Annotated in this window: 16 protein-coding genes; 8 read left to right on the top strand and 8 right to left on the bottom strand. The window is 42.1% G+C overall.

Features of this window, described 5'->3' with window-relative positions; all coding sequences use genetic code 11:
* The first annotated feature begins 301 nt into the window (after window positions 1-301).
* A complete protein-coding gene (locus AB4140_RS17300) occupies window positions 302-484 on the top strand; it encodes a hypothetical protein (RefSeq protein ID WP_076538754.1) in 183 nt (60 codons plus the stop codon).
* Between the two features lie 163 nt (window positions 485-647).
* Window positions 648-1013, top strand: a complete 366-nt coding sequence (locus AB4140_RS17295) for a PleD family two-component system response regulator (RefSeq protein WP_102440703.1) — start codon at window positions 648-650, stop codon at window positions 1011-1013.
* Window positions 1014-1101: 88 nt separating this feature from the next.
* Here AB4140_RS17295 and AB4140_RS17290 read toward each other — a convergent pair whose 3' ends face one another.
* Both AB4140_RS17290 and AB4140_RS17285 read right to left on the bottom strand, forming a co-directional pair.
* Window positions 1102-1599 carry a hypothetical protein gene (locus AB4140_RS17290; RefSeq protein WP_102440704.1) on the bottom strand — a complete coding sequence of 166 codons (498 nt, stop codon included), beginning with the start codon at window positions 1597-1599 and terminating at the stop codon, window positions 1102-1104.
* A 17-nt stretch (window positions 1600-1616) separates the two neighbouring features.
* The gene (locus AB4140_RS17285; protein WP_102440718.1) at window positions 1617-2426 is read right to left on the bottom strand and encodes a cytochrome C; all 810 of its coding nucleotides are present in this window, start codon (window positions 2424-2426) and stop codon (window positions 1617-1619) included.
* A 557-nt stretch (window positions 2427-2983) separates the two neighbouring features.
* Between AB4140_RS17285 and AB4140_RS17280 the strand changes: the two genes are divergently transcribed.
* The 3 genes from AB4140_RS17280 (at window position 2984) to traF (ending at window position 5667) form a co-directional block, all read left to right on the top strand.
* Entirely contained in the window at window positions 2984-3733 is a 750-nt protein-coding gene (locus AB4140_RS17280) for a transcriptional regulator (protein WP_372001926.1), read from the top strand.
* Entirely contained in the window at window positions 3726-4250 is a 525-nt protein-coding gene (locus AB4140_RS17275; RefSeq protein WP_303414621.1) for a hypothetical protein, read from the top strand. The genes AB4140_RS17280 and AB4140_RS17275 overlap by 8 nt, the downstream gene beginning before the upstream one ends.
* 211 nt (window positions 4251-4461) lie before the next feature.
* Complete coding sequence (gene traF, locus AB4140_RS17270; protein ID WP_372001924.1) at window positions 4462-5667, top strand: conjugal transfer protein TraF; 1206 nt, start codon at window positions 4462-4464, stop codon at window positions 5665-5667.
* A 174-nt stretch (window positions 5668-5841) separates the two neighbouring features.
* On the opposite strand, the gene AB4140_RS17265 is transcribed toward traF, so the two are convergent.
* Window positions 5842-7872, bottom strand: coding sequence for a prolyl oligopeptidase family serine peptidase (locus AB4140_RS17265; RefSeq protein ID WP_372001922.1), 2031 nt, complete (start codon window positions 7870-7872; stop codon window positions 5842-5844).
* 326 nt (window positions 7873-8198) lie between these two features.
* On the opposite strand from AB4140_RS17265, the gene AB4140_RS17260 reads away from it, so the two are divergent.
* A complete protein-coding gene (locus AB4140_RS17260) occupies window positions 8199-8906 on the top strand; it encodes a hypothetical protein (RefSeq protein ID WP_372001920.1) in 708 nt (235 codons plus the stop codon).
* Between the two features lie 126 nt (window positions 8907-9032).
* On the opposite strand, the gene AB4140_RS17255 is transcribed toward AB4140_RS17260, so the two are convergent.
* Window positions 9033-10553 (bottom strand): aldehyde dehydrogenase family protein, encoded by a 1521-nt coding sequence (locus AB4140_RS17255; protein ID WP_303414631.1) that lies wholly within the window; start codon window positions 10551-10553, stop codon window positions 9033-9035.
* A gap of 282 nt (window positions 10554-10835) precedes the next feature.
* On the opposite strand from AB4140_RS17255, the gene AB4140_RS17250 reads away from it, so the two are divergent.
* On the top strand, window positions 10836-11744 hold the full coding sequence (locus tag AB4140_RS17250) for a helix-turn-helix domain-containing protein (protein ID WP_372001918.1): 909 nt from the start codon (window positions 10836-10838) through the stop codon (window positions 11742-11744).
* Window positions 11745-11764: 20 nt separating this feature from the next.
* On the opposite strand, the gene AB4140_RS17245 is transcribed toward AB4140_RS17250, so the two are convergent.
* The 4 genes from AB4140_RS17245 to AB4140_RS17230 form a co-directional block, all read right to left on the bottom strand.
* Window positions 11765-12445, bottom strand: coding sequence for a Fe2+-dependent dioxygenase (locus AB4140_RS17245; protein WP_303462437.1), 681 nt, complete (start codon window positions 12443-12445; stop codon window positions 11765-11767).
* Between the two features lie 14 nt (window positions 12446-12459).
* Window positions 12460-14775 carry a TonB-dependent receptor gene (locus tag AB4140_RS17240; RefSeq protein ID WP_372001916.1) on the bottom strand — a complete coding sequence of 772 codons (2316 nt, stop codon included), beginning with the start codon at window positions 14773-14775 and terminating at the stop codon, window positions 12460-12462.
* A 401-nt stretch (window positions 14776-15176) separates the two neighbouring features.
* Window positions 15177-15599, bottom strand: coding sequence for a hypothetical protein (locus AB4140_RS17235; protein WP_102475665.1), 423 nt, complete (start codon window positions 15597-15599; stop codon window positions 15177-15179).
* A 302-nt stretch (window positions 15600-15901) separates the two neighbouring features.
* Window positions 15902-17104, bottom strand: a complete 1203-nt coding sequence (locus AB4140_RS17230; protein WP_102440715.1) for an ammonium transporter — start codon at window positions 17102-17104, stop codon at window positions 15902-15904.
* Window positions 17105-17547: 443 nt separating this feature from the next.
* On the opposite strand from AB4140_RS17230, the gene AB4140_RS17225 reads away from it, so the two are divergent.
* Window positions 17548-18609: a polysaccharide lyase family 7 protein gene (locus AB4140_RS17225; RefSeq protein WP_102440716.1), complete on the top strand. Its 1062-nt coding sequence runs from the start codon at window positions 17548-17550 to the stop codon at window positions 18607-18609.
* Window positions 18610-18842: the final 233 nt, after the last annotated feature.

Below are 18842 nucleotides of genomic sequence, written 5' to 3'. Positions count from 1 at the left end.
AATAACCGCAGCCGAATAACCATTGGTGAACACCATCAACAAAGGTTAACCCTAAAGAATAGGCAAAAAGCAGCATTAATATCTAAATAAGGCTTAAAGTAAGCCTCTTTTAGTGTTTTGTGTTACGAAAAGTCTTTTCCCATCCAACAAAACGCTATCTCAATTGATGCAGATCAAGGTGCTCCTAGCTTAACTATTGTCTTATAAAGGTGACTAAGATCACTAAAGCACATTCAAACTGTGCTTTAGTGTCACAAATATAACCCTACAAGCTCCATCACATAAAATAATAGGTGTACTCATGGAATTACTACCGAACTGCTATACCGACGTGTGTATCAATGGAAAATGGTTTCATTACGATCACAACAAACAAGCGGCATTTATGCTTAATGGTAGCGATCCGCTCTCAATTGAACTTGAGATTACCCCCACCACAGAAGCAGAACTTGAAGCACACCTGGCCTCTATTGCCACCTTCTAAGCAAACTAACTACCGCAATATCAAACCTTGGTTTGATAACGACAATGCCAGAAACAAAATTCCCCTCAATATTGTTTCTGGCTTGATATTTCATTTTCCGCTGTCGCTTTAAGCTATAATGACAATACAACACCAAGAGTATCTAGTTGTTAATGAGGCATTAATGGAAAAACGTACGGTTGTAGTTATTGATGACGATCCTGTTTGCACAGGCCTGTTACTGGCAATTTTGGGCGATGAATATCGGGTTATGACAGCAAATTCTGGCGATGCTGCTATCGAAATGTTTGCAAGCATTCGCCCTAATTTAATTTTCGTCGATATCACTATGCCTAATATCAATGGCTATCAAGTAATCAAGTTTATTAAAGATCAGCCTGAAATCGCCAATACTCCGATCGTAGTAGTCAGCTCACTCATTGAAGCATCTGATCAAGAGTTAGCCTTAAAAATTGGTGCTGATGATTACCTGACGAAGCCCATCATGCCCAATGATGTGCAAAAAACTATTGATCGCTTTCTGAGTTAATCGATCATTTGAGCAGTAAAAAAGCCTTTTCATAATGAAAAGGCTTTGTCATTTTTACAGCTAGCTTAAAAGTACATTGGTAAGTACCTTAATCCATAAACACTAATTCATAATGAGCTTTGTCACCTTTAACTTCTAAGGCTACCCGGTAAGTCTCAACCGCAGTTTTCCAATTCACACTGTCTAAGGTTAAATAATACAGCCCTGATTCAGCTTCATTGATATCAAGTGAGCAGGTTTCAGCCTCAATGCAATTTGCATGACTCGCCTGATGCCAATCCAGATTGTACTTGGTTGACGACTGCGTCTTTGAAGGGTAACCCATAATAATCAGGTTAAATGCACTTGCGTCAGTGACCGACAAATCATCATCACCTGTCAGTTTTACTGTCACTGCGCCATTTTCTGCATCAACAGATTGTAAGCTAGCAGTTAAGGTCTCAGTTTGATCAATATTGACCGTCAATACCGGAGGCTCTACAGGTGGCTCAATTGGCGGATCGATAGTTTCATCATCAGAGCCTCCACAGCCAAACAACAACATCGAACTCAAGCCAATGACACTACATAATTTAAGATGTTTCATGTTATTACTCCCAGCAATTAGTGGCCGCCGTGACAGGTATTACATGACATATTCGTTTGCACACTAGGGGCAAATGTTGATGACGATGTATGACAACCTTGGCAATCTTGAGTCGCATCTGAAACTGGGTGATCATTTACGGTCTCACCATCAAAAGCCTTGTTAAGCATTGCAACTAATTCATAGACCACAGAGGCTGAAAGCTGTTTACAGCGCATGCCTTTTTCACTAAATGACTTACCATTTTCACTGGCCCAAAGACTAATAGAGCTGTGACAAAGGGTGCTATTTGCCGCTGTAGGTTTACCGACTTGAGCTAAGGTCTCTGTCATGTCAGCGCCTATGCCTTCAATAAATTCAGCCGTTTGAAACGGTAGTGTTTCTGATTCATAAAAACGCATGGTTTGACTTAACATTGCATTGGCAGGCTCACCATTAATGGATAATAAATTAACCAACATACCTGTGGCGTTAATATTGCCACAAACAGTGCCTTCTCCTAGCATGCCTGCATAGCCATAATGCGCCATGGCGGTTGGTACTTGGGCGAACTTATCAGCATCAACAGAATCTGATTCTGCCAAGCTTTGAATAATGCTATCAAATACTTGGAACATACAGCCATTACCGGTTTCATAAGCACGTTTTGCCACAACCATGGGATCAAGTTTGCTATAAGCTAAGCGGGTACCCACTTCTAATTTCCAATCTCCGCTAACGTTGGTCACTGCCGCTATAACAGGATTAGCGATAAGTGCCCCGCCCGCTGCCGCAGTAGAAATACCAATAATACGGTTGATCGCTTGTCTTCTATTTAGAGTTTTCATAATCACTTGCCTCGCATTTTTATATTTATTCCCAACTTTTAAGCTGAGTGTTGATAACTGGCAGAACGCTAAAAAGTACATCTTCAGCACTTACGTTTCTGGCTTGAGATAAGCATGACAGACAGGAAAAATGGCAACGGGAGCTAGTTCAAAGTAATATTTCAGTTAATCACTCCATTAGAAAAATCGAATTGAAGATGGATTAAATAGCGAAAAAACTCAACTTAACAGCGTTAAACATCAAAAAAGCACCCGCATTTAGCACGTAATACTAATTACAGAGTTTTACTTTTGAGATTACTTAAAATCTAATGTGACCCAGATCACGTTAAGTTAATTGTCCGTAGCAGAACTAGCAATATCCGAAGCGCGGGAGCTTGATACGAGCAGCCGCGACTGCAATGGCTATTGGTCATAACAAAGAAGTAATGAGTGGCTTTTAGCAAAAGCCAGCTGCAAAGTTAGTGCTGTATGGTAAAACTGTGATTTGTAGAATGTTTGTAATTATTTAATTGCAGTAAACTTAACAATAGAATGTTTATCTGAGTGTGATTTAAATGCGCATTGAAATCTTTGAATTTGATATTGCCAATAGCCAAATACTCAATACTGAATCTCAAGTTCAGCTGCACCTTACCCGCACCGAAAGTCAGGTTTTAGAGCAATTAAGTCGCCACCCCAATCGCATCATGACCAAAGGCCAATTAGCCTGTGCTGGCTCCCAAAGCCCTGTTATGAGTGAATCGGCAGTGGCAAAAGCAGTATTTACTTTGCGTAAGTACTTTGGCGAAAATTATGCTGAATTAATTGAAACCATTCCGCGTAAAGGTTATCGGCTCAATATCACCCCACCAGCAGCCAGTTGGATTCAGCAATCTGCAAAGCATAAAAAACACTTTATCTATACCACTGCATTGGTGCTTGTAGTGTTAACCGCCATTATTGCAGCAATGCATCAATACATACTGTTTAAACCTGCACAAACGCCAGTCAAAAATAGCCGCATTGTGCAATTAGATAATCAGCAACAAATAAAACTGACGTGGCTTGAGTCACCCAGCATATCAATGCAACAAGATAAGCCCACTGAAGAAAAAATCATTGCTGCTCTCAACCAATGCAACACCTTAGTGTGGCAACAAGTGTATCTGGCATTTTCTAACGACATGCAGGTGTTAAATATCTCTTTAGCTCGGCAAAAGCCAAATGGCGATAACTTAATGCGCAATATTAAAACCAGTGATTTTAGTTTAACCCCGAATTTTATCTCCGATAAATGGCTAGCTGAGGTATCACTCTGTGACTAATCGCATCATATTCAGAATACTGGCGGCCTTAATATCCATTGTCACCATCGTCATTGTTTACCAGCATATCAAAGCCACCGAAGTGGATATGGTGCTATCTTGTCGCAATGAATTAGTGGCGAAAAACCCTAATAGTGACACCATTGAACATCACTCGCTGATCGCTGATTTTACCTTACAAAAACGTTCAGCCAGTATCAGCTACCGTTACTTCACGACCGATGGCAATCCTATTGCAACCCTGTATTTAACAGGCGATGTACTTAGCGCTTATAAAGAGAAAGACACCTACATTTTAAACTTAACCCACAATGAATTAATTAGGCATAATACTGAGCTGCCATTACCACAACATGCCAGCCACTTAGAGGCCTTTGCTAAAAGAAATATCAGTAAAAAAGGCGTCCATAACCTTACGATTCAAATTACTAATCGAAATGCGCAACAAAATACCGTGTTACTGTATTTTTTACCCAGTACTAATATCTGTGCCTGCAACCTCGTGGAAATGAAGTAACTGAGCTAATGATTTAAAGTGATGCTTTAAAGTGATGCTTTAAAGTGATGCTTTAAAACCGTCACTTGCTAATAGGCTAAAAAATATAAAAACAATGCAGCTCAGTTCACATAAGCACAAACACTTGGTAACAACAAACCTAAGCAATGCTATAATCCCGCTTCGAACAACTTCAATAAAACTATTAATAACAATATGTTGCTGGATTAATATGCCTATAATAACCACAAGAACACTACGCTACCTTCCTTTATGCATGGCCGCGGCCTTTGCTACCTCAGTTCAAGCTAACAATCACAGTTTTGATGCGCGCTCACATGCCATGGGCGGCGTTGGCGTTAGCAGCGCCGATTATTTAACGGCGCCGTTTCATAACCCTGCATTAACGGCGCGTTTTAAAGAGTCCGATGGCGTGGCGGTATTGTTCCCTGCTTTTGGGGTACACGCTAACGATCCCACTGACACTATCGAGAATGTTGAAGATTTTTCAGACGTTTATGATGATTTTAAAAACATCAGCATGCCAACTGAAGCTGATGCCCAAGTGGTGATCGATCAACTGCAGTTGATCCAAGGCAATTACGCCCAAGTACAAGTGGGCACCCAGTTAGCCATTGCGATCCCCAATAAATTTGTATCGGTCAACCTGTTTGCCCAAGCCTATGCCGATGCACTGGTGTTTGCTGATATTGCTGATAGCGATCTTGATCCAAGCAATATCATCAACCAAGATCTGAACTCTCAAGCGTTAACCATGGGTGTAGTTGTTACCGAAATTGGTGTCAGCTTAGCTAAGTCGCATCAGTTTGCCACAGGCGAGCTCTACTATGGGGTGTCACCTAAATATCAGCAGGTAAACACCATAAATTATATTACCGACATTGATAACTTTGAGTTTGATGACTGGGATGATGATCGCTACCAAAACGATCAAGGCAATATGAACCTTGATGTCGGTATTGCTTATCAACATAACGCCGGATTTGGCTTTGGTTTTGTGGGGAAAAACTTAATCGAGAATAGCTATGACACTGAGCTAATTAATGGCGTGCAAGGTCAATATGAAATAAGTCCGACTTATACAGTGAGTGCAAATTATCAAAACCGTTTTATCACCGCAGCCATTGATGTGCAGTTAAATGAATCTGAAGGTTATAGCAATATTGACGGCACGCTTAACCAGTTTGATAGCAGTAATGACAATCGCCAACTCGCGGCTATTGGGCTTGAGTTTACCCCTGCTCGCTGGGCTAAATTACGCGCAGGTTACCAAACTGATTTAACAGATAACATCGATGACAGCGTGACTGCCGGTTTAGGCTTATCCATTGCTGGAGTATTTAATATCGATATTTCAGCCAATTACAGTGATGAAAATAATATGGGCGCAGCACTGCAAACCAGCTTCACTTTTTAGGTTTTAGATTTAAAGTTTAAGCTTTCTGAGCAGAGATTTTTAAAAAGTAACCATAATTAACAACGCTTACGTTGCTGATAATAAAAAGGCTGTTGCAGAAAGTTCTGCAACAGCCTTTTTTATAAGTGATATTTAATCAGTTAGTAAGGCTTAAATATTTGTATTTCGCCCCTACTATTTAGCTCCAGGTTCAGCAAAGCGGTTCATCCACTGCTCAACTTGGTTATACCAATAAATTGAATTATTCGGCTTCATGATCCAGTGGTTTTCATCAGGGAAGTAAATCATCTTCGACTCGACACCACGGGTTTGCAGGGTGCGGAATAATTCAAACCCTTGGCCGACTGGCACACGGTAATCAAGCTGACCATGAACCACTAAGGTTGGGGTATTAAAGTTTTCTGCGCCATAATGGGGCGAAATTGCCTTGTAGATTTCTGGCTTGTCCCAGTAGTTACCAAAACGGGTACTGTGAACCGAGAAATCTGCCGCCATTTGCGAGTACATGTTATAGACCGCAGCATGGATAAATAACGCATTAAATGGCTGTTCTTTTTGACCTAATATAATCGAGGTTAAGTAGCCGCCATAGCTTGCACCACCCGCCACTAAACGATCGTTATCGATCCAGTCTTTTTGCTTAAACCACTCTGTCGCTTTAAACACATCTTCCAGTGACTTGTTTTTCCAGTCTGGGTTGATGCTGTCAGCAAAGTCTTGACCAAAGCTGTTTGAACCATGAAAGTTTGGCCACGCCGTCACATAACCCCATGACGCAAAGGTTTGCGCATTCCAGCGATAGTGGAAACCATCAGAAATGGCATTGTGTGGACCACCGTGGATCAGCATCATTAATGGGTATTTTTTGCTGCGATCAAAACCCGGAGGATAATGAACCCACATTTGAATGTCTTGATCGTTATAACCTTTATAGGTCACCGACTCATAAGTGCCCACATCGATATCCGCTAAAATTTCATCATTAAAGCTGTCTAAACGGGTACTATTACCATTACGTGGATTGATTTTTACCAAGCGCGCTGGATAAGTAAAGCTGTCATTGGCGGCCACTAAGGTGCCGTCATTCGCCAGCGCAGGCATACCAAAGTTAGTCGCTTTAGTGATGGCTTTTACTTTGCCGTTTTTAGCATTGATATGAAAAATGCGTCTTGTGGCGGCATCATCAATGGCTGCATAAAAGCCTTTGCTGTCGGGTGTCCACACAAAACGCGCGATGCTGCGATCCCAGTCTTTGGCAATCACTTTTTCGCTGCGCTTGTTAACATCGAGCAAAATTAGCTTGGCAGTATCGGCATAAAAACCATGAATCGTTTGGCGGGTAAAAGCCAAGGTTTTGCCGTCTGGGCTAAATGTTGGGTTTGCATCTGGCGCTTGGTTGTTCGGGGTTAGGTTTTCAACCTTAGCGCTACCGATTTCAGCGAAAAAGATATCGATTTTAGCGTCAACTTGGTTGTCCCAACCGTTGCTATTAAAGGCAATAAAACCCTCAGCTGGATCGATGTCATAGCTAGCTGCACTTTGCGACGAACGTGGTAGCTGCTTGTTTAAAGGCTGAGTAATTGGCTCAATATCGCCACCTTTAGCAGGGATACGAAACACATGGGCTTCACGGTCTTCATCCAGCCAATGATCAAAGCTTGAATAAGGTAGTGCATTCCATTGGTGGGCTGATACTTTATCGTCTTTATCAGCTTTTAATTGCTCGGCTACTTGATCCCAGTTTTTACCTGGAAATACTGAACTGATAAAGTAAATATGCTCACCCACCCACTTAATTCCATAAGCGCCACTTGGCACCTCAGTTAAGCGCTGGGCTTCACCTGGTGAGTTCATTGGTAATAAGTACACTTGACCCGCTTCGTCTTTATCACGCTTGCTGATAAAAGCTAAAGTATTGCTGTCTGGTGAGAAGGTTGGCTCACTCACACGTAAACCTTGAGCGGTAATTGGGCGCTGGCTGTTGCCCTCTTTATCAAATAACCATAATTGAGTTGAGCCTTTATCTTCAGGCACATCGTAGTTAGTGACAGGTGCAATGATGTAATCGCCATTGGGGGAAATAGTAGGATTACCGATGCGGCTTAGTTGCCACAATACATCCACTGAAAGGGTTTTGGTTTGCTCTGCAAACGCTGTCGCTATTGGCATAAACATGCACAACAGCACGATCCCGACTCTCTTCACGTGTCGTCTCCTTTAAATTTTGTTTTAATTATTTTATTTTTGCTAATAACTTTGTCTGTTCATGCGGCGATAAAAGTTAACTAAATTCTATCGTCATCAACAAATAGCAGTGGCTCAGTTGGCAAGTTGTTACTGTTATCACATCACTATCATCAGGCTTAACACTTAAATAAAACTTAAACCTGAGATTGATAAGCAAAAACCACAAATTTAGAGCTTATCAGGCTAGTTTTTGACCTAAACACCATTGTAAGCAGTTTATAAAAAAAGCTACCATTATTAAAATTAGCTGTTGATTAATAAGGGGAATATAACAATGGTGCAACATGGTTGATTCACATCAAGACAAGATAAAACAGCAGCTTTCAGCGGTTTTTTTAACTGATTATAAAATCAGTAAATTACAATTTAATTTGCTGATTTTTCTGGCCATCATTTGGGGGGGAGTCTGTAATTATTTAGCAATTAGTTATATTCCCATTGAGTGGTTCAATATACTCGGTTTTTGGCCCATTTTAGCCATGTATTTGTTCTTCAGCATTGCTGGGGCGCTGTTATTAGACCAAAAGTTGCCGATAAAAATCTTTGCAGGCTTCAATGTTATTGTCTTAGGCGCGGGAATACTGCTCAGCTTTATGCTGAAATCGGTTGCCGCAGACACCATTTATACCTTCTTTCAATATGCGGCCTTAATGACCTTATTGATGCTGTTTATCATCCATTTTTTGCCTAAAACTCTGCTAACCAAGAAGGTGGTGGCGACTATTGCACTGGGACTAATCATACTAATAGAGCTAGTATCATGGTCACTTTGGGGAGTAACCAGCAACCTATTTAGCTTAGGCATTCTGGTGATAGTTTTTAGTGGCAGCAGCAGTCTTTGGGCTGAAGCCAATGAAGAATATGATGGCAGTGTCGGTTATTGTGCCGAATTAGACTATAAAATAAGTCATGCTATCTCTTGGGGCACATTTGTGTATATGGGGTTAATTCATTTACTCATTACCTATCTCTCTAAAAGAGAGTCGTCTTAGATTATAAGTAGGGCAAGCAAGCTAACTTGTTTGCCCTATTAATATTTAGCTTGAAAATAGCCTGTTAAAATGACCTTGAAAAATAGCCTTTAACTATCAAGCTGCAACTATCCCATGATTAATCGCTTAGAAAAAACCTAACGGGTTAATGTCGTAACTCACCAGCAAGTTTTTGGTTTGTTGGTAATGATTTAAGGCCATCTTGTGGGTTTCACGGCCCACGCCTGATTTTTTATAACCGCCAAATGCCGCATGGGCTGGATACATGTGATAGCAGTTGGTCCACACTCGGCCTGCTTGAATATTACGCCCCATTCGATAAGCCAAGTTAGTGTCTCGGGTCCACACTCCTGCGCCCAAGCCAAAGTCAGAGTTATTGGCCATGGCGAGTGCTTCGGCTTCATCCTTAAAGGTGGTGAGCGATATCACTGGGCCAAAAATCTCTTCTTGGAACACGCGCATATCATTGGTGCCTTTAAGCAAGGTTGGCTGAATATAATAACCACTATCAAAATTATCACCCACAGATGCAATCTCGCCGCCTAATAACACTTCAGCGCCTTCTTTTTTGCCGATATCAATGTAGCCTAATATTTTATCGAACTGCTCTTTCGATGCCTGCGCGCCAACCATGGTGTCGGTATCTAAGGGATTACCACGCTTGATCGCTTTTGATCGCTCTATCAGCATTTCCATGAATTGCGGGTAAATATCTTCTTGGATCAGTAACCGTGACGGACAGGTACATACTTCTCCTTGGTTGAAAAAGGCCAGTACCGCGCCTTCTACGCACTTACTTAAATATTCATCTTCAAAGTTAACCACATCGTTAAAGATGATATTGGGTGACTTACCACCTAGCTCGACCGTGGAGGGAATAATGTTTTCAGCGGCGCATTTTAAAATATGCGATCCAACAGGAGTTGAGCCAGTAAAGGCAATTTTGGCAATACGCTTACTGGTTGCGAGCGCTTGACCTGCTTCTTCACCAATACCATTAACGATATTAAGCACCCCAGCAGGCAGCAGATCGCCAATTAACTCCATTAAAAATAGAATCGATGCTGGTGTTTGCTCCGCAGGTTTAAGGATCACGCTGTTGCCCGCAGCGAGCGCAGGCCCAAGCTTCCACGCCGCCATTAATAGAGGAAAGTTCCACGGAATAATTTGCCCAACAACCCCTAACGGCTCATGAATATGGTACGACAAGGTATTGGCATCAATCTCTGCGGCGCTGCCCTCTTGGGCACGTAAACAGCCAGCAAAGTAACGGAAGTGATCAACTGCTAAGGGAATATCGGCATTAAGGGTTTCGCGCACGGCTTTACCGTTATCCCAAGTTTCGGCCACTGCCAGAGCCGTTAGGTTATTTTCGATGCGATCGGCTATTTTTAATAAAATATTAGAACGCTCCGTGGCAGAGGTTTTACCCCAAGATGCTTGAGCTTTATGGGCTGCATTAAGGGCTAACTCAATATCTTGTGCATCTGAACGGGGAATTTTACAAAAAACTTGGCCATTTACTGGGCTGATATTGTCAAAATACTTGCCATTAACAGGCTCAACCCACTGACCGCCTATGAAGTTTTGATATACAGATTTATAGCTCATTTCTGAACCTGCTTCGCCGGGTGCTGCGTAAATCATGCTACTTTCCTCTAATTGTATTTTTTGGATAACTAATTAAGCTAAATCAATTATTGGAAAGTGACTATTCTGAGAATCCACAGCTGTTGACTCACAGTACAAATGATTGTGAAACTACTGTCTAGCTCATGGCGACATTACCCATAAGCTGAGCTAAGTTAATGATTTAAGTTAACGAATTAGCTCCGAGTTTTAAGGGAAAAGCTATCACAGCATAAGTAAGGATTGTTGTTCAGGAACAAATATACCAAATGACTTGGTATCACTCTGTGAGGGAACAATATGATCAGTGGACGCCTACAACTGCAGCGCAGCAAGCCAAAGGTACTAGTAGAAAACAAGATTAGTTTTGCTGGACCTGAATCTGAACTGAGTATTTACGATACCTTTGAGCAAGCCTCACGGGTGGCACTACAATCTGACCAACTGTTATTTTGCGGCATGGTGACGGGTAAAAAAGTGATGCACTCGGTAGATGATTATGAGGCGGCGTTTTACCCCCATGAATCTTTTATTATGGCGCCCAATCAAGCCGTAGAAATTGATTTTCCTGAGGCTAAAATCCATCAACCCACCACCTGTTTAGCCATTGAGATTTCAACCGAACGGGTACAACAAATTGCCGATAAACTCAATCTGAGCGCGCCTATCGATAAGCAATATGGCCACTGGCAATACCAACCATCTTTAATGCATACCCACCATAATCAGCAAACCCAAGCGCTATTAGACAGAATTGTGGCGATTTATACCGAGAATGAACAGGACCGCAGTTATCTGATTGATTTGGCGATTTCAGAATTAATAGTGCGCTTAATGCGTCATCAAACCCGTGATTTTTTATTGCATCACAGTCATAACGACCCGCAATTTAATGGCCTCAACGCCGCGTTACACTATATTAAGCAGCACCTCAGCGAGCCATTAGATATTAATGCCTTGTGCCGACAAGCCTGTATGAGCCGCAGTAAGTTTTTTCAGCAATTTAAACAGCATTTGGGCTGCACGCCGATGGTTTATCAGCAGCAAAGCCGCTTAACTCAAGCTGCGACGCTGATAGAGCAAGGCCAGCAAATAACCCAAGTGTGTTATTCACTGGGCTATCACAGTGCTAGCCATTTTAGTCGCCTGTTTAAACAGTTTTATGGCATTTGCCCTGTTGATTATAAACTGCGCCATTTAGCGAGTTAGCTTTTAAATCGGATTTAAGCTTACAGCTGGGTAAATTGACGGATCAAGTTATGATAAACATTGTGCAGATTATCTAACTCACTGCGATCGGTATTACCTTGGCTAATGAGCGTTTGAATGGTTTGATCAAGCTGATAAAGGTTTTGCCTTAAACTGCCATCAGCCACCATGCTTTGCATCCAGGTAATGGCTGCCACTCGTTCACCACGGGTTACTGCAGTGACTTTATGTAAACTGCTAGATGGATACAATACCGCGTAACCTGCAGGCAGCTTTATTTGCTGCTCGCCAAACTCGGTAGCAATAATTAACTCGCCGCCATCATACTCATCTGGCTCACTTAAAAACGTGGTCATCGACATATCACTTCTTAGCACCTCATTGGTGCCCGGAATGCGCATCACTGCAGCATCAACGTGAAAACCATATTCTTCAGATATCCCATAGCGATTAAAACAAGGCGGAAAAATTTTATGGGGTAAGGCCGCCGAAACGATCTTAGGGTTATGACCAAATTGCGCCAACAACTTATTAGCCAGTTGGCGCACCACATCATCATTAGCATCCGCTTGATGGTTATTTTTGACTGACGCCGCCATGCCCATGGCGGTTTGCTTGCCATCTAACCATGGCGCATCAGCTAATTGCTGCCTAAATAAGCTCACTTCTTCAGCAGTCAATATTTTCTCAATAACAATCATGATGATCCCTTTAATTAAAATTCAAATGTCGCAGTTAAGTTGGCGTTTCTTGCATCACCAAGATACATGAATGAGCCTGAGCGATATGCCGCAGTCCAGTACTCCTCATCGAGAACATTACCCACATTAATCCGGAAGGTTAATGCTTCTGTCGCATTGTAATTAGCAAATAAACTCACCACTTGATAAGCCGGTACCACTACGCTGTAACGGTCATTTTCAGGATCATATCCTGCTGCTGTGTCAGGCTGTCCGCCGTACATTTCGCCTTGATAAGTGTAACCACCACCAATGACAAACATGTCATTAATCTCATAACGGAGCTGTAAATAGGCACTTTCATCAGCAAAGTTACTCAGTTTTTTACCGATATAATCTTCATTAAATGATTCAAGTACTTCTGAGTCCATTAATGACGCTGAAAGCTGAATACTAAAGGCATCAGTAATGTTACCCACCATGCCAATTTCAATCCCTTCTACACGGTTTTTACCGGTATTGAGGCTACCTAAGGTTGAATAGCTATCACCGACGCTTTCCATTACATCATCTTTAGTGATTTGGAATACCGAGGCAGAAAACATCACGCTATCGTCAAACAGCATCCATTTAGTACCCAGTTCAATATTCTCAACCAATTCTGGATCCGCTGCCAGTACTTGCTCAGGTGTGCCACAAAGTCCACCATAACCACAACTTGCGCCAAGGTCTGACTCACCGCCATTGATGTTAGTCGCGGTACTGTAGCTGGCGTATATATTGCCTGCTTCTGTCAGGCTATACACTAAGCCAACATGGCCGTTATACATGCTGTCGGAATAGTCATATAAAATATCACCATTACGGCTACTTGAAGTGTCATTGGTGTAATCAAAGCTATCTTGTCTGAAGCCGAAAAAGAGTTCTACCTCTTCGGTGATTGCCACGGTATCCATGAAGTAAGCCGAGATGGTTTCGATGTTATATATGGCATCAGATGCCCCTTTTGAATAAGTACGGCCCATCAGCTGGTCGATATTATCAACTTCATCGCCATTACCATCAATAATACAGTAAGCACCAGACTCGCCTCGGCGGCCATCGACGATACAATTAGTGGCGTTATTATTGACGATATCATACAAGCCGTTATCCACTGATTCATCGCTATATTCGAGTCCAAATACCCACTTATTCTCCATACCTAAAATATCGGTATTCCAGAATAAGTTGAACTGAGTGTTCCAGTATTCAACATCTTGGCGTCCTTGATGGGTGCTAATGGTTAAGGTTTCAGCCCCCGGCGCGTCAACATCGCTGGCTGCGCGATTAGTGCCACTCATACCCGTAGTTATATAGCCATTTTCAGTGCGACCAATACGAGTAGCATTGTAGAAAGTTAAGCTGTCTAAAATGTCATATTCGGTACGCAAGGTAAACGTGCTGACATCAGAGCTGAGAAAGTCAGAATCTTGAGCATAAACTGGAATATCTTCGATTGGCTTGCGAGTATCTTGGTCAAAGTAGCTACCTAAATCAGCCACATCATCGGCCTTCATGTAGTAACCATCGGCGATAAATGACAAAGCATCAGTCGCTTCATACACTAAAGACAATTGAGCACCATTTCTTTCTGAGCTAATGCCTTCACGGCCCGGCTTATCTTCATCGGCAATCAGGCCGTTAATTCGCAGCGCGACATCTTCAGTTAGCGGCACGTTATAATCAACAGTAAAACGAGTGTGATCATCGGTACCGACTGCGGCATCAACGCGGCCAAAGTTATAAGCAGTTGAGGCTTTTTTGGTGACACTGTTAACGGCACCGCCTGATGATCCGCGTCCAGCAAAGGTTGAACTTGGGCCTTTGGTTATTTCCACTTGTTCGGTGGCAAAACTTTCACGGGTGGTCATGCCCGGATCGCGCAAACCATCAACAAACACATCACTGCGGGCTTCATGGCCACGAATAATATAGCGATCACCAAAAGCATTACCGTTTTCACCGGTGCCCAAGGTCACACCCGCTTGGGTAGACAAAATATCTTTTAAATCGGTTAAGCCAGATTCTTGAATTTGATCTTGAGTCAGTACCGTGATCATTTGTGGGGTATCAACTAGATCGGCAACGCGACGTTTATCCCCTGATGTATCGTAAAAATACACCGAACTTTTCACCCCGTGGACTTCAATGCGCTCGATGGCTTCTTGTGACTGGCATTCAATATTTTCGCTTTTATCGCAAGCTTCAGTTTCTACTTCAGCAGCATAGGCAGGAGCGCCACTAAAAAACAAGGCGGTAGCAACGGCTTTTGCACCTAGGGATAACGACGTGTGATAGCGAGATTTCATATTAAAAACAATCCTTTTGTTAGAACCAACTAATTTAGGAGGCGATACTAACAAAGCGGCAACAACAATGTAAATAGAAACCATTATCATTTACATTAGTGTTTGAATTGTAAATTTAGTGATGTGAGACGTTTTGCTGAACCAACTGTGTTAGCAAGTCCCACGCAACAACTTACGGATTACACAAGACATTGACTAAACAAGACTTTGACTAAACAAGACATTGATTAAAGAAGGTATTAATTCAAGAGGGGTATTGATTAAAGCGGCGAATAATTAAAGCGGCAGCAATAAAAATGGGCTGACCTGTTATAGATCAACCCATTGTAAAAAATAAGCTTATTTTTATAAGCTGAGCAAACTAGTCTTAAAAAGACCTAAGCCTAGTTCTAGTTAAAGAACTAGATAAGTGGGTTACCACCCTTGCTTTCCACCTGACCGATAACTTCAATATTGCTTAGGGTCGATAAAATACCCCATTGCTGAATCGTCATCATGTCAGTCACTTCAGCGGCACTAAAGCTCAAACGTAAACCATCTTTTTGATATTCTTTTGCTAAGTTACTTGGCAGAATTTGCTGACCATCGTCAGTTAAAATGCCCCAAAATCCACCTTCAAGATCAAAATATCTTACAGTCCCTTGTTGCATAGCGATCCCTTTTTCAGAGCTAGTATCAGGTTTTTCCATTTCAGCCGTTTTTTCTACAGGGGCTGCTTTTACCACTGCTGGTGCTGGCTCAGATTGTGGTTCAACTTGCTCATTACAGCCTTGAACAAGTAATAAAGCAGCGATAGATGCAGATAAGGTTAATGATGTGCGCATGGGAGATTCCTTTTAAGCAAAATTTAAAAACAGTTTTAAACCGATCTGATTAACTGTTTCAAGAACGAATGTGTTACGAGCTAACGCTTTAGCAACTAAGTAAGCTGAGTTTACCAGAAACACAGGCCTGTTTAGTGTCCGTAGCGTGCTTTTTATAAACCACAACTAACATCGACAATACATGAGACTCATCAAATATAGCAATAAGATCAATTAAGGCGCCTATTAGCGCCTTAATTAAAGTATTACTCACCAAAGCGATTTATGCCGCTAGATTTATGCCGCTATTAGTGCGTAACAGACTATTTATCTGAGTTGGTAGAACCAATCTTATGGATCGCTAGATCAGCGCCAATAAATTCATCTTCTTGGCTTAAACGTAAGCTAGAGATTTTATTGACGACGCCATACACAATAAAACCACCAATAAGCGCCACAGCAACCCCAGCGACAGTGCCAACCACTTGAGACATTACGCTTACGCCACCTAATCCACCAAAAGCTTGCTGACCGAATATGCCTGCAGCAACGCCGCCCCACACACCACATAAACCATGTAATGGCCAAACGCCTAATACATCATCAATTTTAGTACTGCGTTGTAAACGGGTATACACCATCACAAATAAACCACCGGCCACACCGCCAACAATAAATGCCCCTACTGGGTGCATTAAGTCAGAACCAGCACACACAGCCACCAAGCCTGCAAGCGGGCCGTTATGGATAAAACCAGGGTCATTTTTACCGACAATCAACGCGATAATGGTGCCGCCAACCATGGCCATTAAACTGTTTACCGCCACTAAGCCACTAATGCCATCAAGGGTTTGCGCTGACATAACATTAAAGCCAAACCAACCGACAATCAGTATCCATGAACCGAGTGCCAGAAACGGAATATTAGAGGGTGCAAATGCCACACCCGGTTTACGGCCTTGGCGAGAGCCCAATACATATATCGCCACCAGCGCTAACCAGCCACCCATACCGTGTACCACTACCGAGCCTGCAAAGTCATGGAACTCAGCGCCAAAGGTGTCATTTAACCAAGTTTGAAAACCAAAGTTACCATTCCAAATCATGCCTTCAAACAGTGGGTATACCAACGCTACGATCAAAGCTGATGCTAATAAGAAAGGTTTAAAACTGCCGCGCTCGGCAATGCCACCCGATACGATGGCAGGGATTGCTGCTGCAAAGGTGAGTAAGAAAAAGAACTTAACCAGCTCGTAGCCGTTATTAGCCGTTAGCGCATCAGCACTGACAAAAAAGTGACTGCCATATGCTATTTGGTAGCCAATGACAAAGTACGCCAGCGCTGAAAAAGCAAAATCAGTTAAGATTTTAACTAGCGCATTCACTTGGTTTTTATGCCTAACAGTACCGACTTCTAAAAAGGCAAAACCCGCATGCATTGCCAGCACCATAATGGCACCAAGTAAGATAAATAATGTATTTGCACTTTGTGCCATGACGCTAATTGCATCACTAATGTTATCCATGCTTATCCCCATAAGTTTTTCTTTTATTAAATTCATGGACTTACAAAAGCAAGAATTATTCCGTTATTAAGGTTTTGTCATACTAATTTGTACCAGTAAGGTGCAAGACATTGATGAATAAGGTGAAATAGCACCAATTACGCCCTAAATAAGTGCATAAATAACGATTAGCTAGTCGCTAAAGCAATATTAAATAACAAGGGTTGCACCACTGTGGATCACTCAACAAACTAACCGCCACTCACTGGTGCAAACCCATGCTTGATATCAATATTTTTACAGTGAAAACCACTGACAGCACGGCTAAACCTCAAATAGTGCACAAAGTTAGCTTAATTGTGCAGCAAAAAATTCATTTCCCTATCTCGATCACACTTTTGTAATACAATAATACTGTAGTATCCTTAAGCAATGAAATAGAGTTAATCCTAAGGGTAAAAACAATGAAAAAGCTCCATCTTAGTATACTAGCGGTTGCTATTCTTGCAGGTTGCTCCGCGACCTCACCGGCTCCACAAGTAAAAAAAGAGTTCAACTACGATCTCACTAAATACAATCTTGATGCGACTAAAGCGCCAGCACAAAACTTTGACCTAACAAAATGGAAAATCACCCTTCCTGAGCTAACTACAGAAGGCTCGCGTAAAGGCAAAGCCTTAGAGATTAATCGCCACGACCTTGGTAATACCCAAACCCCTTACGTTCACCCTGAGTGGTTTTATACCGACCCTAAAACCGGTGCCTTGGTTTTTGTTGCACCAAATGAAGCGCCTACAACGCCAAATAGTAAAAACACCCGTAGCGAATTACGCGGCATGTTGGCTGAAAAATACGATGATCCAAAAACCAATTTTGTAATTGCCTCTCACCCAGATGCAAGCGAGTACGGCGCAATTGGCGGCCAACTGAAAGCTACATTGGCAGTTGATCAAGTCAGTACCAGTGGTGAATACCGCAAGAACAATGCCTTTGCAGTGGTTATTGGCCAAATTCATGGTTCTGATAACGAGCCATTAAAAATCTTATATCGTAAGCTGCCAGGTCACGAATTTGGTTCACTGTCTTGGAACTATGAGCTAAATCCAATACCAGAGTTACAAGATGCCAGAGATAGTAACGGCAAGAAGCTACGTAAAGATATTCGCCATAATGTATTCGGCACTTACAACCTACGTGAGCACCATGACGATCCACAAGATGGTATCCGTCTAGGAGAAATATTCTCTTATGAAGTGAATGTTGAAGGTGACATCATGAAGCTTACTTTCACCAAAAATCCTGGTGAAGCAAACGAAATCGTTAAAACCTTTGATGTGAACCTAGCAGAAGGTAATTACCAAGGTCACGAAGTTGACCAAGGTTACCAAGCTGATTGGATGTACTACAAAGCCGGTGTTTATAATCAATGTAATACCAAAGCAAGTAGCTCAAACTGTGAGTGGCGTGGTATGGAAGCCGGTGACTATGCCCAAGCAAGCTTCTATGAGCTAGAGCTTAATCAGTAACCGCTATTTTATTGATCTTTAATGGCGTTAAATCGCCGTTAGCTATATCGCCCAATGCATTGTCATTGGGCGTTTTTTTGTAGCGTTAATTATTAATTTTAACCCTGATTCAGGACTCATTGCTTCAATAGCTGCGCCAAGCAGTCGCTTATCGATATAAACAACCGACCTCTTATCTATACAAAATAGTTAAACATTTGCCTCTACAGCTGGGCTATTCAGTTGCTTATCGA

This window comes from Shewanella sp. 10N.286.51.B2, from assembly GCF_041469265.1.
Lineage (GTDB): Bacteria > Pseudomonadota > Gammaproteobacteria > Enterobacterales > Shewanellaceae > Shewanella.
Note: the sequence above shows the minus strand (reverse complement) of the source record. Positions and strands in the feature narration are given on the sequence as shown.

Coding starts and splice junctions, on each gene's coding strand:
- AB4140_RS17300 (WP_076538754.1), top strand. CDS start 302: ATGGAATTACTACCGAACTGCTATACCGACGTGTGTATCAATGGAAAA.
- AB4140_RS17295 (WP_102440703.1), top strand. CDS start 648: ATGGAAAAACGTACGGTTGTAGTTATTGATGACGATCCTGTTTGCACA.
- AB4140_RS17290 (WP_102440704.1), bottom strand. CDS start 1,599: ATGAAACATCTTAAATTATGTAGTGTCATTGGCTTGAGTTCGATGTTG.
- AB4140_RS17285 (WP_102440718.1), bottom strand. CDS start 2,426: ATGAAAACTCTAAATAGAAGACAAGCGATCAACCGTATTATTGGTATT.
- AB4140_RS17280 (WP_372001926.1), top strand. CDS start 2,984: ATGCGCATTGAAATCTTTGAATTTGATATTGCCAATAGCCAAATACTC.
- traF (WP_372001924.1), top strand. CDS start 4,462: ATGCCTATAATAACCACAAGAACACTACGCTACCTTCCTTTATGCATG.
- AB4140_RS17260 (WP_372001920.1), top strand. CDS start 8,199: ATGGTTGATTCACATCAAGACAAGATAAAACAGCAGCTTTCAGCGGTT.
- AB4140_RS17255 (WP_303414631.1), bottom strand. CDS start 10,553: ATGATTTACGCAGCACCCGGCGAAGCAGGTTCAGAAATGAGCTATAAA.
- AB4140_RS17250 (WP_372001918.1), top strand. CDS start 10,836: ATGATCAGTGGACGCCTACAACTGCAGCGCAGCAAGCCAAAGGTACTA.
- AB4140_RS17245 (WP_303462437.1), bottom strand. CDS start 12,445: ATGATTGTTATTGAGAAAATATTGACTGCTGAAGAAGTGAGCTTATTT.
- AB4140_RS17240 (WP_372001916.1), bottom strand. CDS start 14,775: ATGAAATCTCGCTATCACACGTCGTTATCCCTAGGTGCAAAAGCCGTT.
- AB4140_RS17235 (WP_102475665.1), bottom strand. CDS start 15,599: ATGCGCACATCATTAACCTTATCTGCATCTATCGCTGCTTTATTACTT.
- AB4140_RS17230 (WP_102440715.1), bottom strand. CDS start 17,104: ATGGATAACATTAGTGATGCAATTAGCGTCATGGCACAAAGTGCAAAT.
- AB4140_RS17225 (WP_102440716.1), top strand. CDS start 17,548: ATGAAAAAGCTCCATCTTAGTATACTAGCGGTTGCTATTCTTGCAGGT.